The following is a 17,339-nucleotide window of genomic DNA, read 5'->3' as shown; positions in this document are numbered from 1 at the left end:
ATGACTAATAAATCCGTACACGTAAACAGTGTTGTTGTTGAATCGCTTGACTTCGAAAGTCGTGGCATTGCGCATGTAGATGGAAAAGTAATTTTTATCGAAGGAGCGTTAACGGGCGAGCGCGTTACCTATTCGTCATATCGTAAAAAACCCAGCTTCGAAATCGCACAACTTGGTAAAGTTATTAAGCCGACTTTCATGCGCGTCCAGCCGAAATGTAAACATTTCGGTATGTGTGGAGGGTGTTCCATGCAGCATATGGATGCACGTGCTCAGGTTGCTGCCAAACAACGCATTCTGGAAGATAACCTGTGGCACATCGGTAAGGTTAAGGCCCAGACTATTTTGCTGCCGATTTACGGGCAGTCCTGGGGCTACCGGCAGCGAGCGCGACTTTCGGTGCGCCATGTATTGAAGAAGGGCAAAACGTTGGTAGGCTTTCGCGAAAAGCGTGGCGGCTATGTGGCGGACATGCAGTCTTGTGAAATTCTGACACCTAAAATTGCCAAGCTATTGCCACTGTTGGGGCAATTGAATGAAAAATTTACAACTCGCGACGCATTGCCGCAAATCGAAGTGGCAGTCGGCGAACATGTGGATGTGCTGGTGCTGCGAATTTTACAGGCGCTTTCACCAGCTGACGAAGAGGCAATTAAACAGTTCGCCGATACCCATACGGTACAGTTTTGGCTACAAACAAAAGGACCGGAAACTGCTGTGCCTTTTTACCCGCTGGATGCTCCGCAGCTGACATACAGCCTGCCAGAATTCGGGATTACCATGCCATTTTCACCGACTGAATTTACCCAAGTTAATGCGGATATGAATCGCGTCATGGTAAGCCGTGCCATGCGTTTACTTAATCCTCAACCGAATGAACGCATCGCTGATTTATTCTGCGGACTAGGCAACTTCACACTACCTATTGCACGCAGTGGTGCTCAGGTAGTGGGCATCGAAGGCAGCGCAACGCTCGTGCAGCGTGCCGCGCAAAATTCAGCATTAAATGGCTTGGCGGACAATACTCAATTTAGCGCAATGAATTTATTCGAGATAGACGAAGCGGCACTGATGCAGCTAGGGCATTTCGACAAAATGCTAATTGACCCGCCACGCGACGGCGCGTTTGAATTAGTCAAAGCGCTGGGTACTGATGCACCGGTTCGTATCGTGTATGTTTCATGCAACCCGGCAACGCTAGCGCGTGATGCAGAAATATTAGTCCATCAGAAGGGGTATGTACTAAAAGCTGCAGGCGTGATGAATATGTTTCCGCATACTTCTCATGTCGAATCCATCGCGCTGTTTGAAAAGTCGCAGGCATAACGCATGCTTGTTGGTGTTCCTAAAGAACTTCGCGTGGCAGCGCTTCATTGGCTAGCAGAACCAGATCATGTTCTGAAATCAACTGGAGTAATCGCTTTAGCCCAAGCATGGAAGAATGGCGAAATCAGCCTGGAGGTCGATGCTTCCCTGACAACGTTACAATCCATCCCTGGTCACCCGCTGCGTCCTGAGCTGGTTTCATATATGTCAGTACCACGCAGATCTATGCACACTGAAGAAGGCCGTGCTGCGTTGATTCATGCGCTGACACATATCGAATTTAATGCTATCAACCTGGCCCTGGATGCTATCTGGCGTTTTCCGGAAATGCCGCGTGAATATTATATTGATTGGCTAAAGGTTGCAGCCGAAGAAGCTCGACATTTTTCTTTGCTTTCTGCTCATCTGGGTACAAAAGGTTATGCCTACGGCGACTTTGCAGCACACAATGGTCTTTGGGATATGGTCGAAAAAACCACTGATGATATCCTCGCCCGCATGGCGCTGGTTCCGCGCACAATGGAAGCTCGCGGCTTGGATGCCTCCCCTCCTCTGCGAGCCAAACTTGCGCAAGCTGGAGATATTGCGGCAGCTGAAATTATAGATATTATTCTTGCAGATGAAATTGGCCACGTATTAATTGGCAATCGTTGGTATAACTGGATCTGCGAAAGACGCGGTCTGGAACCTGTATCGACCTATGCCTCACTTGCAGAAATTTACAAGGCACCAACGCTACGTGGGCCGTTTAATATTGAAGCAAGGCGAGCGGCAGGATTTAGTGAAAGCGAGCTGATAGCTTTGTTAGCTGTTAAATGACGGCTACTCTAAAAACCGTCCCTAACACCATGCGATCGAGCTTAATGATCGCAGTATCTTGCCCATTTAAAAAACACACGTATTCCATGGGAATTTCACTCGGTCCAGTGCTTCGACACCCAGGGTGCGGCTTTCACGTATCGAAACCTTCGGTTACGTCGCCCAAGCAGCGCATCGGGTGGATTGACTTCGCCATGAAAGATCAGGATGCGCGTGCCTTCTGGGATTTTTGGGGCACACCAGTAGTTGCAAGGCCAACGCGGAATACAATGATATTTGAAGCTACGGCACCAAGCATCAGTCCAATAACTTAGTTTACCTTGACGATGCAGCCAGTCAGAGAGAAACGCCTGCTCATGCCGGAAGTTACGCCGAACATCAGCCTGGTTTGCCCTGAACTCTGCCAACAAATCAGCATGCGCACCAAGGCGAAAGCGGTAAACTGAAGAGTTGCCGGTGATGCGCCAACGTCGTTTCCAATCATGAACAATCAGAAATTCACCCGGTTGCTCGAAGAAACAGTCAATGTCATCGACGATCACTATATCCAGGTCGAGAAACAACGCGGTCCCCTGTAATCCATATAGGTCAGACTCGAACGTAGTTAGCTTTTTCCAGCCTCGCTCAGGAATACCATCTGGCAAAGCCAAATCAGGAATGGGCAAGCACTGCACTTCAGCTCGCACACCTTCGTTTCGATCAGTTAAACAGACGAAGCGAAATGGCCCACGCAAATGCCGTGTCACCATCGCGTATAATCTGTTGACATATTCAGGGCCGTATTTAACGCCCCATTTCATACACAAAATTACACGCTCGTCCGTGCTGACATAGGGATTCACTTCTAATTTTTCGGTGTTTTTCGTCATTCAATTCGTACGTGGTTACGCATCACGCCAGCCAGCGGAAAAACAAGCAAAATCATATATAACATGCCGAATATAATTTTGCGCAAGATAGGATTTACCTTACCACCAACCATGATTGTCCCTTCAGCACACTCAGCGACATATAAAGAGTTTGGCCGCTTCAATACAACTACAACACAGTATGTGATTGCTGACAAACCTCGAATCGGTTAAAAAGTGTATTTGATTAACTGTGAGCAATTTCGTCGGAATGCAGAATTAACTATTTAATAATCATTTGAATTAAATTTAAAAAGTAGCACTACTATCATAATAATGGGAAGGAGAAATTCATTCCGACTATCCGATCTGTTTGATAATGTTCTGTAATGCCTGCAACGGATCAGCAGCGCGGGTAATGGGACGGCCAATTACCAGATAGTTCGCACCTTGATCCATTGCGGCACTTGGCGTCATAACGCGCGATTGATCATCAGCAACTGCATCGACGGAACGAATACCAGGTGTAACCAAACAAAACTCATTCCCACAGTTCTGGCGCAGCAACGCAGCCTCTCGAGCGGAACATACAACGCCGTCTAGCCCGCTATCGCGCGCAAGCTTAGCCAAGCGCAGTACCATATCGGCAGGAGTAGCTGTAATCCCCAGATCAGCTAAATCTTCCTGCGCCATACTGGTAAGTAATGTCACTGCAATCAGTTTAGGTGGGTTGGTATACAGGCTCATTACATTGCGCGCCGCTTCCATCATCTTGCGTCCACCCAATGCATGCACATTAACCATCCACACTCCTAATTCGGCGGCAGCTTTACATGCCTGTGCCGTCGTATTCGGAATATCATGAAATTTCAGATCAAGAAAGATTTCAAAACCACGCTGCATTAACAGCTCGATTAATTGAGACCCTGCTGTGTTGAACAACTCGATCCCTACCTTGACACGACACAACGCAGGTTCCAGCCGTGCTACCAATTTCAGTGCGGATTGAGCATCGGAATAGTCCAACGCGATAATTACTTTAGGATCGCTCATATTTTTAATCCGTTTTCTTCACTTCTGCGTGGCGAATAGGTTTCCCAACCATGACACGCCGGACAATGCCAGTAAAAATGACGCGCCTTAAAACCGCAATTGACACAACGGTACATTGCCAGCGTACGCGTGCGTTGATGCACCAAATTTTTCACCATCTCAACATCAGCACGTTGTTCCATTGGCACTTCCAGCAAATGCGCCTCAAGCAGTTTATCTAAACCAAGTAACGTAGGGTTGCGTTGAAGTTCATCACGCACTAGCCTATACGCCTCTTCAGCACCATCACGCTGAAGGACGGCATCAAACAGCACGTTCATCAAATCCAAAGATGGGTTTTTACTCAAATAGCCCTGCAATTTGGCAATGCCTGCATCTAAACGCTCAGCTTGACGATAAGCCTGTAGCAGACGTTCAGCCACCAAGGGCAAATACTGCGGGTTTTGTAGTTCTATACGCTGCCAGATTTCAATAGCGTTTGTAAAATGCTGCGCCGTATTTTCAATATCGCCTAGCATTATTGTAGCGCGCGCCGACTGGGGATTGGCTTCCAGGGCTTGCTCCAGATGAATGCGCGCGGCATCGAATTGCTTTTGCGACAATTCAATGGCAGCCAGTTCGCAATAAAAAAATGCAGCTTCCTTACCATGTGGTTGACCGCATAAGACATCCAGACGATGTGTCACGTCAATTGCCTTAAACCAATCCTTTTCTTTTTGGTACAACTCAAGTAGAAAATTTAATGCGGCATTGGCGTAGGATGTAGCTTGTAATTTAAGGAACAACTCCTCGGCACGATTTAATATGCCGGCATTAAGGTAATCTTGTGCCAGCTCAAATAACGCCTGTTGCTTTTTATCTTCTTCCAGATCGATGCGTTCAATCAAATTCAGATGCATTCGGATAGCGCGATCTACCTCGCCGCGACGCCGAAATAAACTACCTAGCGCAAAGTGCAGTTCTATCGTTTGTGGGTCAACCTTGACCACCTCAATAAACGCTTCAATAGCTTTATCCTGTTGCTCGTTGAGCAAAAAGTTTAGCCCTTGAAAATAAGATCGAGGCAGAACACTAGATTCAAACAACATTTGCTTGATATCTATGCGCGCTGTCAGCCAGCCCATCCCGAAAAACAGCGGAAAAACCAGCAACATCCACAGCTCAAATTCCATACACGACAGATCAAATTAAATAAGGATACATGTAATTAATCAGCTTAAATATTTCATAAGTCGAGTAATAATTACACAAAGTTTTATTTGTCAGAAAAATTTAGAAGAGAGAAGCAATAACTGCTTCTCTGGAAAATTTTACTTTTGCATAGTAAACAAAAAATAATCCATCAATAAAAACTATGCAATCCCTTATCACTTGGAGAAAACGCGAGACTGTCGTAGCTCATATCAATTCATGGAATATCTGGGTTAATATCGCCAACATTAGCAAGCTTGTTTTTCAGACGTAACTCGTGTTTTAGAGTATCAATTTCCCTGTGCTGCCGAAATATTTTGCCCAGCACAGCAATCACACCAATGCACACGCCAACGGCAAAAAATAGCAACATAACAAGAATCAGTGAGGTTTGCCATGCATAGCCAAAAAAATAGTGCAACACTACAGGTTGGTCATTCTTCATGGCAAAACCAAGCAGAATTAGAAATAATACTGCACGCAACAACCAAATTATATAGCGCATAATCCACCCACAATATTTTTTCGGTACGACAATAGCACGAATGAGCAAAAAATTGACGGCACTATCTCTCGACAGGCCGCCAACTTTATTCCTACATAATAATATTTACGACTAAACTGACCTGAGCTATGCAAAAATCTCAGGGCAAATTTCAGGAAGAAGGGTAATCAACCCGCTCACGTAACTCCTTCCCTGCCTTGAAATGTGGCACATATTTAGCCTGAACCTGCACCTTATCACCAGACTTTGGATTGCGTCCTATCCGTGGTGGACGATAGTTCAGCGCAAAGCTGCCAAAGCCGCGGATTTCAATGCGTCCTCCCCGTGCCAATGTTCCCGCCATGGCATCAAGGATCACTTTAACTGCAAGATCGGCATCCTTGGCTAATAGTTGCGGGTAGCGCTCCGCCAACTTAGCGATAAGATCAGATCGGGTCATTCTTATCACTCCTTATTGTGCGTCAATCTTGCTTGTATCCATCTTAGCCTTAAGTAAGGCACCCAAGTTTGTCGTTCCGGCTATAGTGGTACTGTCTACAGCAGGTGCCGTAGACTTCTGCGTTGCTACCGTTTCATCAGCTTTGTTCAACGCCTTGATCGACAAATTAATTCCGCGGTTCTTGCGATCCACGTTAATAATAACAGCCTTCACTGCATCGCCTTCTTTCAAATGATTGCGAATATCCTCGACACGGTCAGTAGACACCTCAGAAGCCTTGAGAAGGCCCTCAACATCACCATCCAGGGTAATAGTTGCGCCTTTTGCATCAATTGCCTTAACCACGCCGTTTACTACGCTGCCCTTGTCATGCATTGCGATGTAACCATTGAAGAGGTCACCATCCATTTGTTTAACACCTAACGAAATGCGCTCACGCTCTACATCAATTGCCAACACAACGGCTTCGAGTTCATCACCCTTTTTGTAGTTGCGTACAGCCTCTTCGCCAGCCAAAGACCAAGAAAGGTCTGACAAATGTACCAAACCATCAATCCCACCTTCCAAGCCGATGAAGATACCAAAATCTGTAATCGATTTAATTTGTCCTTTTACCTTGTCGCCTTTTTTATGATTTAAAGCAAAATCATCCCATGGGTTAGATTTACACTGTTTCATACCAAGAGAGATACGTCGACGCTGCTCATCAATTTCAAGAATAATGACTTCAACCTCATCACCCAGTTGCACCACCTTGGAAGGATGTACGTTCTTATTAGTCCAATCCATTTCGGACACATGCACCAGACCTTCAATGCCCTGCTCGATTTCAACGAACGCGCCATAATCGGTTAAGTTTGTCACTTTACCAAACAGTCGCGTGCCTTGTGGATAACGACGTTCCAGGCCAGTCCATGGATCATCACCCATCTGCTTGATACCGAGAGATACACGGTTTTTCTCTTGATCGAACTTAAGTATCTTGGCTTCCACTTCGTCGCCAACCGCCAACACTTCAGATGGATGTTTGACACGACGCCAAGCCAAATCAGTGATATGAAGCAGGCCATCAATTCCACCCAGATCCACAAACGCGCCATAATCGGTAATGTTCTTTACAATACCTTTGACGATTGCGCCTTCCTTCAGGTTTTCCATCATAGCCTGACGGTCTGCCCCATGACTTGCTTCAAGCACTGCACGGCGCGAAACAACCACATTATTACGCTTACGATCCAGCTTAATAATCTTGAGGTCCATCGTCTTATTTTCATAAGGCGCGGTGTCTTTGACTGGTCGAATATCCACCAACGAACCAGGCAAGAATGCGCGTATGCCATTAACCATAGCAGTCAGGCCACCTTTAACTTTACCGCTAACATAACCCTCAACGATTTTGCCTTCTTTCATCGCGTCTTCCAACTCGATCCATGCAGCGAGTCGCTTGGCTTTCTCGCGCGACAGCTTGGTTTCACCGTAACCATTTTCCAGTGATTCAATCGCTACTGTAACGAAGTCACCAGACGCTACTTCAATCTCGCCTGCAGCATTGAAAAATTCCTCGACGGGGATAAAGCTTTCGGACTTCAGACCGGCATTCACCACCACTACATTATGATCGATGCGCACAACATGCGCAGTAACCAACTCGCCCGCTCGCATTTCCTTGCGCGTCAGACTTTCTTCAAACAGGGAGGCAAAACTTTCCAGATCATTTTCAACTACAGCAGCGTTAGAATTCATTTATAAAGATACCCAAGACAAACCCGCTTCTGGCGGGGCTGGTTAAAAAACCCGAACGATATATTCGTTGCGGGGCTATCAAACGTACATCAATACAACTTTCATACCGAACTCATGCGCGGGACTCCATGCAAGAATAGTAACGTGCTAGCACTTCCTGCACCGCCTGTTCGATAGTTAAATTGGTAGTATCGAGCAAACTGGCTCCAGACATCTGTTGCAGTGGAGCCACGCTACGCTGGCTGTCCCTCTCATCGCGCGCGCGAATATTTTCTAAAAGGTTTGAAATATTAGCACTCATTCCTTTTTCCATCAACTGTTTATAACGCCGTTCAGCTCGTACCTCTGCACTTGCAGTCAAAAATATTTTCAAAACCGCACCAGGAAACACCACTGACGCCATATCGCGACCATCTGCAACCAATCCAGGTGTCCGACAGAAAGCATGTTGCTTAGCCAATAATGCGATGCGCACCGCTGGCAATGTCGCCACTCTGGACGCTGCAATAGCTGATTGCTCGGAACGCAATTCATCATTCACCTTCACACCATCCAGCCAGGAATCCATTCCATCGAAGCGTATATCCATGCTTGCTGCCAAGTCTGCTAATTGATCTTCCGCATCTAGCTTTACTCCATTTTTTTGCGCAGCTAACGCCAACAGACGATATAAGGCACCGCTATCAAGGTAATGAAATCCAAGTTGCGCTGCAACCAGTTGCGCCACGGTACCTTTGCCGGAAGCTGACGGGCCATCAATGGCAATGACTGGCACAGCCTTAACCACTCTGGCAAAACATTCAAAGTATTCTGGAAAGGTCTTGGCGACACATTGAGGATCATTGATGCGCACGCCCATTTGACTAAATGCGGCAAGCGAGAAACACATTGCCATGCGATGATCATCGTAGGTATCGATCGAGCTTTGAGACGTTAAGATCGAGGACTGAGGAGGCATGATACGAATAAAATCCGCACCCTCTTCCACCGTTGCGCCAAGCTTACGCAATTCAGTGGCCATCGCTGCAATACGATCGGTCTCTTTTACACGCCAGCTCGCGATATTTTTCAGCGTTGTTACACCGTCGGCAAATAATGCACACACCGCCAGCGTCATCGCCGCATCGGGGATGTGGTTACAATCCAGATCGATGCCTTTCAATTTGCCGGTTTCTGGAGCACGCGATTCCATCCAGTCTGGTCCAATTGCGATGCGCGCGCCCATCAGTTGTAATGCTTCGACAAAACGTACATCGCCCTGAATGCTATCGTGACCCACACCCTCAACTCGAACTGGGCCACCACCGATAGCACCCGCAGCTAAAAAATATGAAGCAGATGAGGCATCGCCCTCGACATGAATTAAACCCGGCGCGACATAGTTGCTATCGGCAGGAATCGTAAACGAACTCCAGCCGTCTCGTACAACTTGAACACCAAAACGCTCCATCATTGCCAGTGTAATTTCGACATAAGGCTTAGAAATCAGCTCGCCTGTCACCTCAACCGTGGTTGCACTCTGCACCAATGGCAGTGCCATCAGTAAAGCGCTAAGAAACTGGCTGGAAACATCACCACACACTGCGATTCGGCTGCCGCTAAGCAGCGTAGCAGGATGTATTTCAAGTGGTGGATAACCCTCCGTGCCTAGATATCTAATATCCGCACCCAAGCCACTCAAGGCATCCACCAAATCAGCAATGGGGCGCTCGTGCATGCGCGGCACGCCAGATAGTTGATAATGCCCCCCAGCCAATGCCAGTGCAGCTGTCAAAGGACGAAAGGCTGTACCCGCATTGCCGAGGAACAGCTCGGCATCCTTAACCGGAAAATCTCCAGCACACCCTTGCACACGATAAGCATGGCTTCCCAATGCTTCCACTGTTACGCCCAAAGCACGCAATCCTTTCAGCATGTATTCTGTATCATCCGAATGTAACAGATCACGGATTTCTGTTACCCCATCAGACAATGCTGAAAGCAACAACATGCGGTTGGAAATACTTTTTGAACCAGGAAGTCGCACAGTACCTTGAGCACTTAGCATGGGAAGAAGATTAATAAACTTTTGATATGTCATTTCTAGAGTAACAAAGTAAACCGTTAGATGGCGTTAATAGTGCGAGTCAATAAGCTACGTATGTTCAATTTATTTCAACTGGACACATCCGCATAGATATTTTTATCTATGGCCATATAGCTACCGGCGAAGTTTTGCTGTAGTCAATCCAGCGAATATTTTTAACTGCTGTTTCCATCAAGGTGACCTCTTCATCCGGTGCACCACCACCGTCTTCGTTATCACTAAGACCAACCCCATAAATCAGTCCGCCACTCTCGGTAATGATAAAGCGGTTGTGCATTTGTGCTTTCTCGTAAATATGTAATTGCATCCTCACTCCTGAAGGCAATAAGGACACGCACTGCTGGAAACGTCGAATCAATTCGTCGATTGCAACCTCATCGCTGCGATGTATTTCCACAATGGCTTTACTACCGGGCAATAAAGAAAATATCTGCTCTAGTGGTCTCAGGTAGCGAGGCTTGGCAGGGTCAAAATGTGGATCAACCAGCTTAATTGTTTTTGAGTGCAGAATCAAAAATTCAGCACAGCGTATCAAAGCTTGGGCTGTTCGAGGAATAGCACACTGTCGAGCGGCTTTAAAGCGCGGACTTTCTTCATCAACTTCATCTTTTAGCAGCACATCCGGGTGATTTACAGCAGTGGCTGAGATAATCGCAGCAAAAGGTTTTCGTGCGTGCTCAATTAATGCCCGATCAATCCACGCCTGAGAACCTTCTCCACTCGGTCTACCCGTATCAAAAACGATATCACTGCCAAATTTATTTAACCGCTCCACAATTTTAGAAAACTCGACTTTACCCTTATGCTCGCGCAAGGCCGAATCACAAACCAGCTTTCTCCACTTTTTCGGAAATGCAGAAATAACTCGTCCTTGGCTGACGCCGAATTTCTCTGTGAAGTAACAAAACTCTCGATAAGACGAAGTTATAGCCTCTGGATCTAAAGCAAATTCTTTGATCATCAGAACAGCTCTCCGGCTCGTTCATCAAAAAACCCTTTAGGCCAACTTTCCGTAAATTCACCTGCCTCATCAACGGGCAAGGATTTAATCTGAACTCCATTTTCTCCGCGACCCACGTAATAAACCCCTATCATTTCTGGAGAAACAGAAGGAAAGCCCGGTGGCAAATCTCCCCCCGATGTTTCGCGAATCCGACGCAGTAAGCGCAAAATCAAATGTTCGCTGTGTGTTTCAATCAAAAAACTCATCTCGTGGAGGAGCACACTATAAATTAGCAGGTCGCCCAGACCCACTTGTACCGAAGGGTGAATATGAAGCTCTGGTTGCTCGATAGTTACCAGACTTGCTGAAGGCTCCAGCGCAGCCACCACCACTGGCAACACTTGCGAAATACCGATCCCGACATCTCGCGACTGCATTTCCAGACCGGATTTAATATCGATCAAACCGATACGCGGCTTGGTCAGCAATGTCTCTATTGCTTTATTCAACATCCGCTTACGCTGGGGGTTCAATTTTTCAGAGCCAATCAGTTCCAGCCACTCCGAGCGCACTTCGCGTACCCACCGGCGCTCAATTGCGTAACCAGTATTGAGCTTGTCTTCGTCCGCCAACCAGCGACTGACATCATCGATCAGGCTTTGCTGTCCAGTCAGCAAAGTTTCCCAACCCGCCAAACCGTCTGCCCAGCCTGCCTCATCCTTAGTCAAGCTGGCATCGAAATCGCGTGCAGGCACATGACGAATAGGTCCGACGTAACGCATTTTGCGCAACTCATCACGCACCAGCAAACCGGGGCCGACAATTAATGAAGAAATAAAAGCGGTAAACTCTCGAGCGATATAAACATTCTCCGCCCCGATTACATCTGGTGCCGGGATATGTAGCAGTTCGCCCAATCGAGGCATCGCGCTATCAAAACCGGAAAGCCACTCACGCAGTCCTTCGCCGGTTTTTTCCATGCCCGCATCCGTTACTGTCTCAATAATATGCGGCCATATCGTATAGTGAGTTTCAATATTGGAGGCAACAGAACTACTGGATGTGACTGAACTCACATTCGGTCGCAAAAAATATTCTAGATTATTGTTCAGATCTTCCTGCGTGAACTGACGCATAAAAATGGAGTTGATTTCGTTAATGCTGATGCTGACATCCCGCCCATCATCAGTAGCATTTATTTCGGCCAACCATTCACCATTGGCACCCACTTGATAGCCGACTACCACCGCTTTGTCACGTAGATGACTCCAAGCAATCACCAGCTTCACGCTTACCGATTCAATGCGATTCCGTGTTTCCTGCAACAGGTTGTAAAAAGCCCAGACTTTGGAATCATTAGTTTGCCAATCGTCAAAGGCTTCCGGCACCAAATCAGGCAACCCTTTGCCACCTAAAGACAACTCAACCTGAATGGCAATATGGCGGGTCGTATCACGCAGATGAACGAGGTTGCGAAATCCTCCCAAATCAACAAAATTTCCACCCTGCAGGGTGCGATCGGGGTTGGCATTGTTGCGTTCCAGTACTTCACGTACATACTGCAACGCTTGCATGATGGTGCTTTTCCCAACGCTGTTTGCACCGAAAAGTAGCGTAATCGGTTTCAGATCAATCTGAACTTCAGAACTGATTCCTTTAAAATTCTCAATACTAACTTTGGTCAGGCCCGTCTGACTGGCAGCGGTTGGTGCACTCATATTACATTCATCCTCATTACTCAGGCTGACTCAGACATTGAGAAGGCAGATGCGGTAAGGTTTTTGATAAGAACATTTGATTGAACCAGCTCACTTGCAAGTTTTTCCTTAATTAAAATTATCTTGTCATGAATTTTCGCATAACGATTTTGCACAGCAATTGGTGGAGTTGGCACACAAAAATTCCCAACGATTGCCTCGTCCGAGTTTTGCATCAATACACTTTTAAACATCCAATCAAATGCTGCTTTAGCCAAATCGCCGGATAACATCTGGGCAAGAAAAACTGCTTCCATCACAAGTGGATCCGGTCGCATAAACAAACTGCCTGAACCGCACAAATAATTATCATCCTTGGTCACAACTACGCATCGCCTCACCTCACCTCTCCTACTTATAACCACATCTCCTTTGAGTAAGGGGTACGTAATAAGCTGAGCATGACTCTCCTTAGAAAAAGGCAATGATTTTTTACAAAATATCTCTCCGTCTATAGCGTGCGCAGGATATACAACAGGCATTTCATCCATAATAGGCTCTTTAGACTGCGGCAAGGGACCTGCTGGGCCAATCTGTAAAACTTCAGCCACAACCTTCAGTGGAAGAATTGGCCATTTTTTTGGATTAGTCACAGGATCACCAAACATATCCAAAAAAATCGAATGCAAAAAATTGTCTGCCAGTTTGAGTGTGGCACAACGATTTTCACAGATAGCATCAGCTTTACCGAGGATTAAGGCGATACGCCGTTGCTCTTCAAGGGGCAAAAGCGGGATGTCAATATCGGCCAGAACTTCAGTAGCATGCCTATCATTCTTCGTTTCTTCTGTGCCACTAAACCCAAGATCACTTGCTCTTGAGAGCAAAAATTTCCGAATGTAATTCCTGTCAACGTCCAAAGATTCAACAATAACCGCTTTTACATCTTTATCGATGGCAACTGGCACATCATTAATGACAATATCATTGAGAGTCATGCTCACTGGCACTAGTATACTTCCTACTGGCAATAAATTAGATGCTGATTCTTTTAGGCCAAATTCTGTAATCCTGTCCAAAGAATAATTGATGCGTGCACCATGGATGTCCTTCGCAGTTACCCAAGGAATCGTGCCATTCCAACAGGAAGAGCTTGATCGGTCAAGCGACCCTCCACAAACGATGCGAGCCACATCGCCCAGCCTAACAAACTTCATCGAAGCATAGCCTCCAACTCAGCCATATCGCGTTGAATTTCGGCCTCTAGCGTTCGCATACGCGCCAGAATTACTTTTGGTTCCTCGACTTTCATTTTCTTGTGAGTGGTTGCCCTGTAACGGTTTATTGAAAGTTCAAAATTATGGGCTCGTATGTCGGCGGCGGAGACCTTGAAGGCTTTTGCAGTTCGATCAGTAAAATCACTTTCGCCATTACGCCACCGACGATATTGGGTCAACACGTCGGTCAGATCAATATCGACATTTTCTTGGCACTTGCCATCCTGCGGGTGCCCGTCGGATTGCACGTCGTAAAAAAATACATCCTGAGTGCTCCCACCCTTGGTGAACACCAAAATAGCAGTCGAAAGCCCTGCAAAAGTTCTGAATACGCCGGATGGTAGTGAGATCACTCCCTCCAATTGGTTCTGATTCAGCAAATACTCACGTACCGCCAAATGGGCTTTACTGGCACCAAACAGAACCCCATCGGGCACGATGGTAGCAGAACGGCCACCACTCTTGAGCATGCGCAGGATAAGAACGATGAAAAGTAACTCAGATTTGCTAGTCTGGGCAATTTTGAGTAAAGAAGGATGCACATCTTCTGCCAGTGTGCGCTTTAATGGCGGGTTGGAAAGGATGATATCCAGCCCTCCTTTATCACCATTGGCTATGACCGGAAATTTTTCTGGAAACGCTTTTGACAGCGTATCCATATAGTGAAGGTCCGGATTTTCCACCCCATGCAGCATCAAATTCATAGCAGCCAAACGCAGCATCGTTGCATCAAAATCAAAACCGTGGAATGTGCTGTGCTGAACATACTTCTGATGAAGCTCAAGCGGGTCACAAGCGTTGCTTTTGCGGCCATCTTGCAGTGCTTCGGCGAACTCTGGTGCAGGGTAAGTCGTGCGTAGATATTCCATTACTGCCACCAGAAAACCAGCAGTACCACAAGCTGGGTCACCAATTGTTTCAGACGGCTTGGGGTCTATAAGCTGCACCATGAGTTGGATAATATGGTGCGGCGTGCGAAACTGGCCATGTATGCCTGCCGTAGTAAGCTTGCTCAGCAAATACTCATATAAGTCGCCCTGAGTATCGCTATTATCCAGCGGCAACTTTTCGAGCTGCTTCACCACCAAGACCAGCAGGCTGGCCTTTGAAATTTGGAGCGAGACATTGTCCATGTATTCACCCATTGTGAATTTTTTGCTGCCGAGAATGCGCAGATGGGGGAAAACTTCGTCGCACACAAACTTAAGCATGGCCTCGCCATCACTAATCTGGCTCCAGTTTTTCCAGCGCAGTGCTTGCTGATCGATACGAAAAATATGATATGGGGATTCGCCGGAGTGCAAGACATTTTTTTCGTGTTGCGCTTCTTCCATATCCAGCAGACGAGCGAACATCAGAAAAGATATCTGTTCGATTATGATTAGCGAATTGGAAATCCCTCCCGTTACAAACTCTAGCCAGAGTCGGTCTATGTCACTTTTGACTTGATTATTCATCATGCTTTTTCCAATGGTACATTTTCTTGTGCGGGTAACTCAGGCAGGTGCTCTAATTCCAGTTCTGCCTTGGCCAGCAGATTTTCGGGGAAAACACCTTGCACTGCAACGCCAAGTTTTTTGAAATCGTTGGCCTGCTTAATCAGATTATCTTTACCAGAGTAGAGTTGGCTCATGGCAAGATTAAATGAATCCTTAGCCTTGTCGAGTTGCTTACCGACGCCTTCCATAGAACAAAGAAAAGTATTAAGTTTTTTGTAAACCTTGGCAGCACGATCCGCAAGTTCCGCAGTATGAGCGTTTTGTTCTTCAAATCTCCACACTTGGCGTACAATATTAAGGCTGGTAAGCAAAGTAGTCGGTGTTGCAACCAGCACATTCTGCTCAATAGCTTTTTGAAATAGTGTTTCATCTGCGCGCAAAGCTTCCACAAAAGCAGATTCAATGGGAATGAACATAAAGACCATCTCAGGGGAATTCAAGCCGGGCAGCTCGAAATAGTTGCGGTCTGACAACTCCTTAATTCGGCTGGATATTGCTGCAACGTGCTCTTTCAGCGCCAACTGCCGTTCAATTTCTTCTCCCGCATTAACATACCGGGTATAAGCATTGAGGGATACCTTGGAATCGATGACTAGATGTTTTTCTTGTGGAAGATAAATTATTACGTCTGGGCGGCTCTTGCCCGTCTCGGTGTTAAAGCTGACTTCGCGGCGATATTCTTTTTCGGATCTCAATCCTGAACGATCCAGGATATTTTCCAATACCATTTCTCCCCAATTCCCCTGCATCTTGGATTGGCCTTTAAGTGCGGTTGCCAGACCATGAGCCTCCTCGGTAATCTGCCGGTTTAAATCTTTCAACTGATTTAGTTCGGCCTTCAGCGTTGCTTGTTGCTCTGTATCCTTAAGGTGAATATCTTCTACCTTGGCTTTGAATTCATGAATTTGGGTCTTCAATGGCCCAAGCAGCGCACCAATGTTCGATTGATTCTGCTCAGTGAAACGCTTACTTTTGTCTTCCAGAATTTCACCGGCCAGTGACTTGAACTGATTTGAAAGCTGCTCGCGAGCATCAATCAATAATTGCAATTTTTCTTGCGACTGTTTGCGCTCAGCATCCAAGCTCATAGTAAGCTCGGATACCTGCATACTTGAAAGATTGATATCTCGAGTCAGTAAATCGCTTCGCTCTATCAGAGTGACGCGTTCCTGCTGAAGTTGCACTATATGCTCAGCTTGTGCCTCAATGGTCGAGTTAACCTTACCTACCTTTTCACGAATATCTGCGATGGATTGATTAAGTGTGCTTATCTCTTGATTTGCTTCTTCAAGATTAGCCACAAGTTTAGGTACACGATCTGCACGTTCAGCCAATTGCGCGCTCTCATATCTCGCTGTATCAAGTTGATCACGCCATAGCATTGCTTGTTTTTGCAGATCAGCAAGCTGCGTGGCGAGCCGCTTTGCATCTTCCTGTGATGCCATCAAACGCTCACTGAGCCTGGCAATTTCAATCTGGCTTTCATTTTTTGCCCGCAATTCAAAAGCAGAGATGCGGCTACGCAGAATCAACCAAACAACACCCGCGCCGACTAATAATCCAATTGACAGTGAAACAACGCTATAAATTGGTAGGTCCATGAATACTAACGTCCTAACCCTTATAATATTAAATACCACCACCCGATGGGTGAAGTCTCTCAATCATGGTGATTCGGTATAACACATGGGGTATAAACGGAATATATTGCACACCATGCAAATTCGAATTTTTCATAAAGATAGCGAATAATACAGTAACTATTTTATATAATTTGAGCCACCGACAAAACCTTACATTTACTACCTTTACGCGCGCTACTGCCGATTCTACCCCAGAATAACACCTAATCCCTTCCGAGCTAGCCACACGACCCGTGACGACTTCGCTGGGGGTTGGGTTTAAGCGCATAA

14 protein-coding genes are annotated in these 17,339 nt (G+C 46.4%); 2 read left to right on the top strand and 12 right to left on the bottom strand.

Annotation, left to right across the window (positions count from 1 at the left end):
* Positions 1-1,326, top strand: coding sequence for a 23S rRNA (uracil(1939)-C(5))-methyltransferase RlmD (gene rlmD / locus MJ770_RS06255; protein ID WP_239250751.1), 1,326 nt, complete (start codon positions 1-3; stop codon positions 1,324-1,326).
* Positions 1,327-1,329: 3 nt separating this feature from the next.
* Entirely contained in the window at positions 1,330-2,145 is an 816-nt protein-coding gene (locus MJ770_RS06250; protein WP_239250750.1) for a ferritin-like domain-containing protein, read from the top strand.
* 95 nt (positions 2,146-2,240) lie between these two features.
* On the opposite strand, the gene MJ770_RS06245 is transcribed toward MJ770_RS06250, so the two are convergent.
* From MJ770_RS06245 to rmuC, 12 genes are all read right to left on the bottom strand, one after another.
* Positions 2,241-3,014, bottom strand: a complete 774-nt coding sequence (locus MJ770_RS06245) for a hypothetical protein (protein ID WP_239250749.1) — start codon at positions 3,012-3,014, stop codon at positions 2,241-2,243.
* 339 nt (positions 3,015-3,353) lie between these two features.
* Positions 3,354-4,046, bottom strand: a complete 693-nt coding sequence (gene pyrF / locus MJ770_RS06240; protein ID WP_239250748.1) for an orotidine-5'-phosphate decarboxylase — start codon at positions 4,044-4,046, stop codon at positions 3,354-3,356.
* The gene (gene lapB, locus MJ770_RS06235; RefSeq protein ID WP_239250747.1) at positions 4,043-5,218 is read right to left on the bottom strand and encodes a lipopolysaccharide assembly protein LapB; all 1,176 of its coding nucleotides are present in this window, start codon (positions 5,216-5,218) and stop codon (positions 4,043-4,045) included. The genes pyrF and lapB overlap by 4 nt, the downstream gene beginning before the upstream one ends.
* A gap of 236 nt (positions 5,219-5,454) precedes the next feature.
* The gene (locus MJ770_RS06230; RefSeq protein ID WP_239250746.1) at positions 5,455-5,742 is read right to left on the bottom strand and encodes a LapA family protein; all 288 of its coding nucleotides are present in this window, start codon (positions 5,740-5,742) and stop codon (positions 5,455-5,457) included.
* Between the two features lie 151 nt (positions 5,743-5,893).
* Positions 5,894-6,181 (bottom strand): integration host factor subunit beta, encoded by a 288-nt coding sequence (locus MJ770_RS06225; RefSeq protein WP_239250745.1) that lies wholly within the window; start codon positions 6,179-6,181, stop codon positions 5,894-5,896.
* Between the two features lie 12 nt (positions 6,182-6,193).
* Positions 6,194-7,924, bottom strand: coding sequence for a 30S ribosomal protein S1 (rpsA, locus tag MJ770_RS06220; RefSeq protein ID WP_239250744.1), 1,731 nt, complete (start codon positions 7,922-7,924; stop codon positions 6,194-6,196).
* 112 nt (positions 7,925-8,036) lie between these two features.
* Positions 8,037-10,004: a bifunctional 3-phosphoshikimate 1-carboxyvinyltransferase/cytidylate kinase gene (locus tag MJ770_RS06215; protein WP_256448803.1), complete on the bottom strand. Its 1,968-nt coding sequence runs from the start codon at positions 10,002-10,004 to the stop codon at positions 8,037-8,039.
* Positions 10,005-10,110: 106 nt separating this feature from the next.
* A complete protein-coding gene (locus tag MJ770_RS06210; RefSeq protein ID WP_239250743.1) occupies positions 10,111-10,971 on the bottom strand; it encodes a hypothetical protein in 861 nt (286 codons plus the stop codon).
* Positions 10,971-12,671, bottom strand: coding sequence for a DUF3696 domain-containing protein (locus MJ770_RS06205; RefSeq protein ID WP_239250742.1), 1,701 nt, complete (start codon positions 12,669-12,671; stop codon positions 10,971-10,973). The genes MJ770_RS06210 and MJ770_RS06205 overlap by 1 nt, the downstream gene beginning before the upstream one ends.
* Before the next feature lie 20 nt (positions 12,672-12,691).
* Positions 12,692-13,867 (bottom strand): restriction endonuclease subunit S, encoded by a 1,176-nt coding sequence (locus tag MJ770_RS06200; protein ID WP_239250741.1) that lies wholly within the window; start codon positions 13,865-13,867, stop codon positions 12,692-12,694.
* A complete protein-coding gene (locus tag MJ770_RS06195; protein WP_239250740.1) occupies positions 13,864-15,387 on the bottom strand; it encodes a class I SAM-dependent DNA methyltransferase in 1,524 nt (507 codons plus the stop codon). The genes MJ770_RS06200 and MJ770_RS06195 overlap by 4 nt, the downstream gene beginning before the upstream one ends.
* Positions 15,384-17,027 carry a DNA recombination protein RmuC gene (gene rmuC, locus MJ770_RS06190; RefSeq protein WP_239250739.1) on the bottom strand — a complete coding sequence of 548 codons (1,644 nt, stop codon included), beginning with the start codon at positions 17,025-17,027 and terminating at the stop codon, positions 15,384-15,386. The genes MJ770_RS06195 and rmuC overlap by 4 nt, the downstream gene beginning before the upstream one ends.
* Between the last annotated feature and the right edge of the window lie 312 nt (positions 17,028-17,339).

This window comes from Candidatus Nitrotoga sp. M5, assembly GCF_927904885.1.
Taxonomy (GTDB): Bacteria; Pseudomonadota; Gammaproteobacteria; order Burkholderiales; family Gallionellaceae; genus Nitrotoga.
This window is presented reverse-complemented; position numbering and strand designations above follow the sequence as displayed.

Coding starts and splice junctions, on each gene's coding strand:
- rlmD (WP_239250751.1), top strand. CDS start 1: ATGACTAATAAATCCGTACACGTAAACAGTGTTGTTGTTGAATCGCTT.
- MJ770_RS06250 (WP_239250750.1), top strand. CDS start 1,330: ATGCTTGTTGGTGTTCCTAAAGAACTTCGCGTGGCAGCGCTTCATTGG.
- MJ770_RS06245 (WP_239250749.1), bottom strand. CDS start 3,014: ATGACGAAAAACACCGAAAAATTAGAAGTGAATCCCTATGTCAGCACG.
- pyrF (WP_239250748.1), bottom strand. CDS start 4,046: ATGAGCGATCCTAAAGTAATTATCGCGTTGGACTATTCCGATGCTCAA.
- lapB (WP_239250747.1), bottom strand. CDS start 5,218: ATGGAATTTGAGCTGTGGATGTTGCTGGTTTTTCCGCTGTTTTTCGGG.
- MJ770_RS06230 (WP_239250746.1), bottom strand. CDS start 5,742: ATGCGCTATATAATTTGGTTGTTGCGTGCAGTATTATTTCTAATTCTG.
- MJ770_RS06225 (WP_239250745.1), bottom strand. CDS start 6,181: ATGACCCGATCTGATCTTATCGCTAAGTTGGCGGAGCGCTACCCGCAA.
- rpsA (WP_239250744.1), bottom strand. CDS start 7,924: ATGAATTCTAACGCTGCTGTAGTTGAAAATGATCTGGAAAGTTTTGCC.
- MJ770_RS06215 (WP_256448803.1), bottom strand. CDS start 10,004: ATGACATATCAAAAGTTTATTAATCTTCTTCCCATGCTAAGTGCTCAA.
- MJ770_RS06210 (WP_239250743.1), bottom strand. CDS start 10,971: ATGATCAAAGAATTTGCTTTAGATCCAGAGGCTATAACTTCGTCTTAT.
- MJ770_RS06205 (WP_239250742.1), bottom strand. CDS start 12,671: ATGAGTGCACCAACCGCTGCCAGTCAGACGGGCCTGACCAAAGTTAGT.
- MJ770_RS06200 (WP_239250741.1), bottom strand. CDS start 13,867: ATGAAGTTTGTTAGGCTGGGCGATGTGGCTCGCATCGTTTGTGGAGGG.
- MJ770_RS06195 (WP_239250740.1), bottom strand. CDS start 15,387: ATGATGAATAATCAAGTCAAAAGTGACATAGACCGACTCTGGCTAGAG.
- rmuC (WP_239250739.1), bottom strand. CDS start 17,027: ATGGACCTACCAATTTATAGCGTTGTTTCACTGTCAATTGGATTATTA.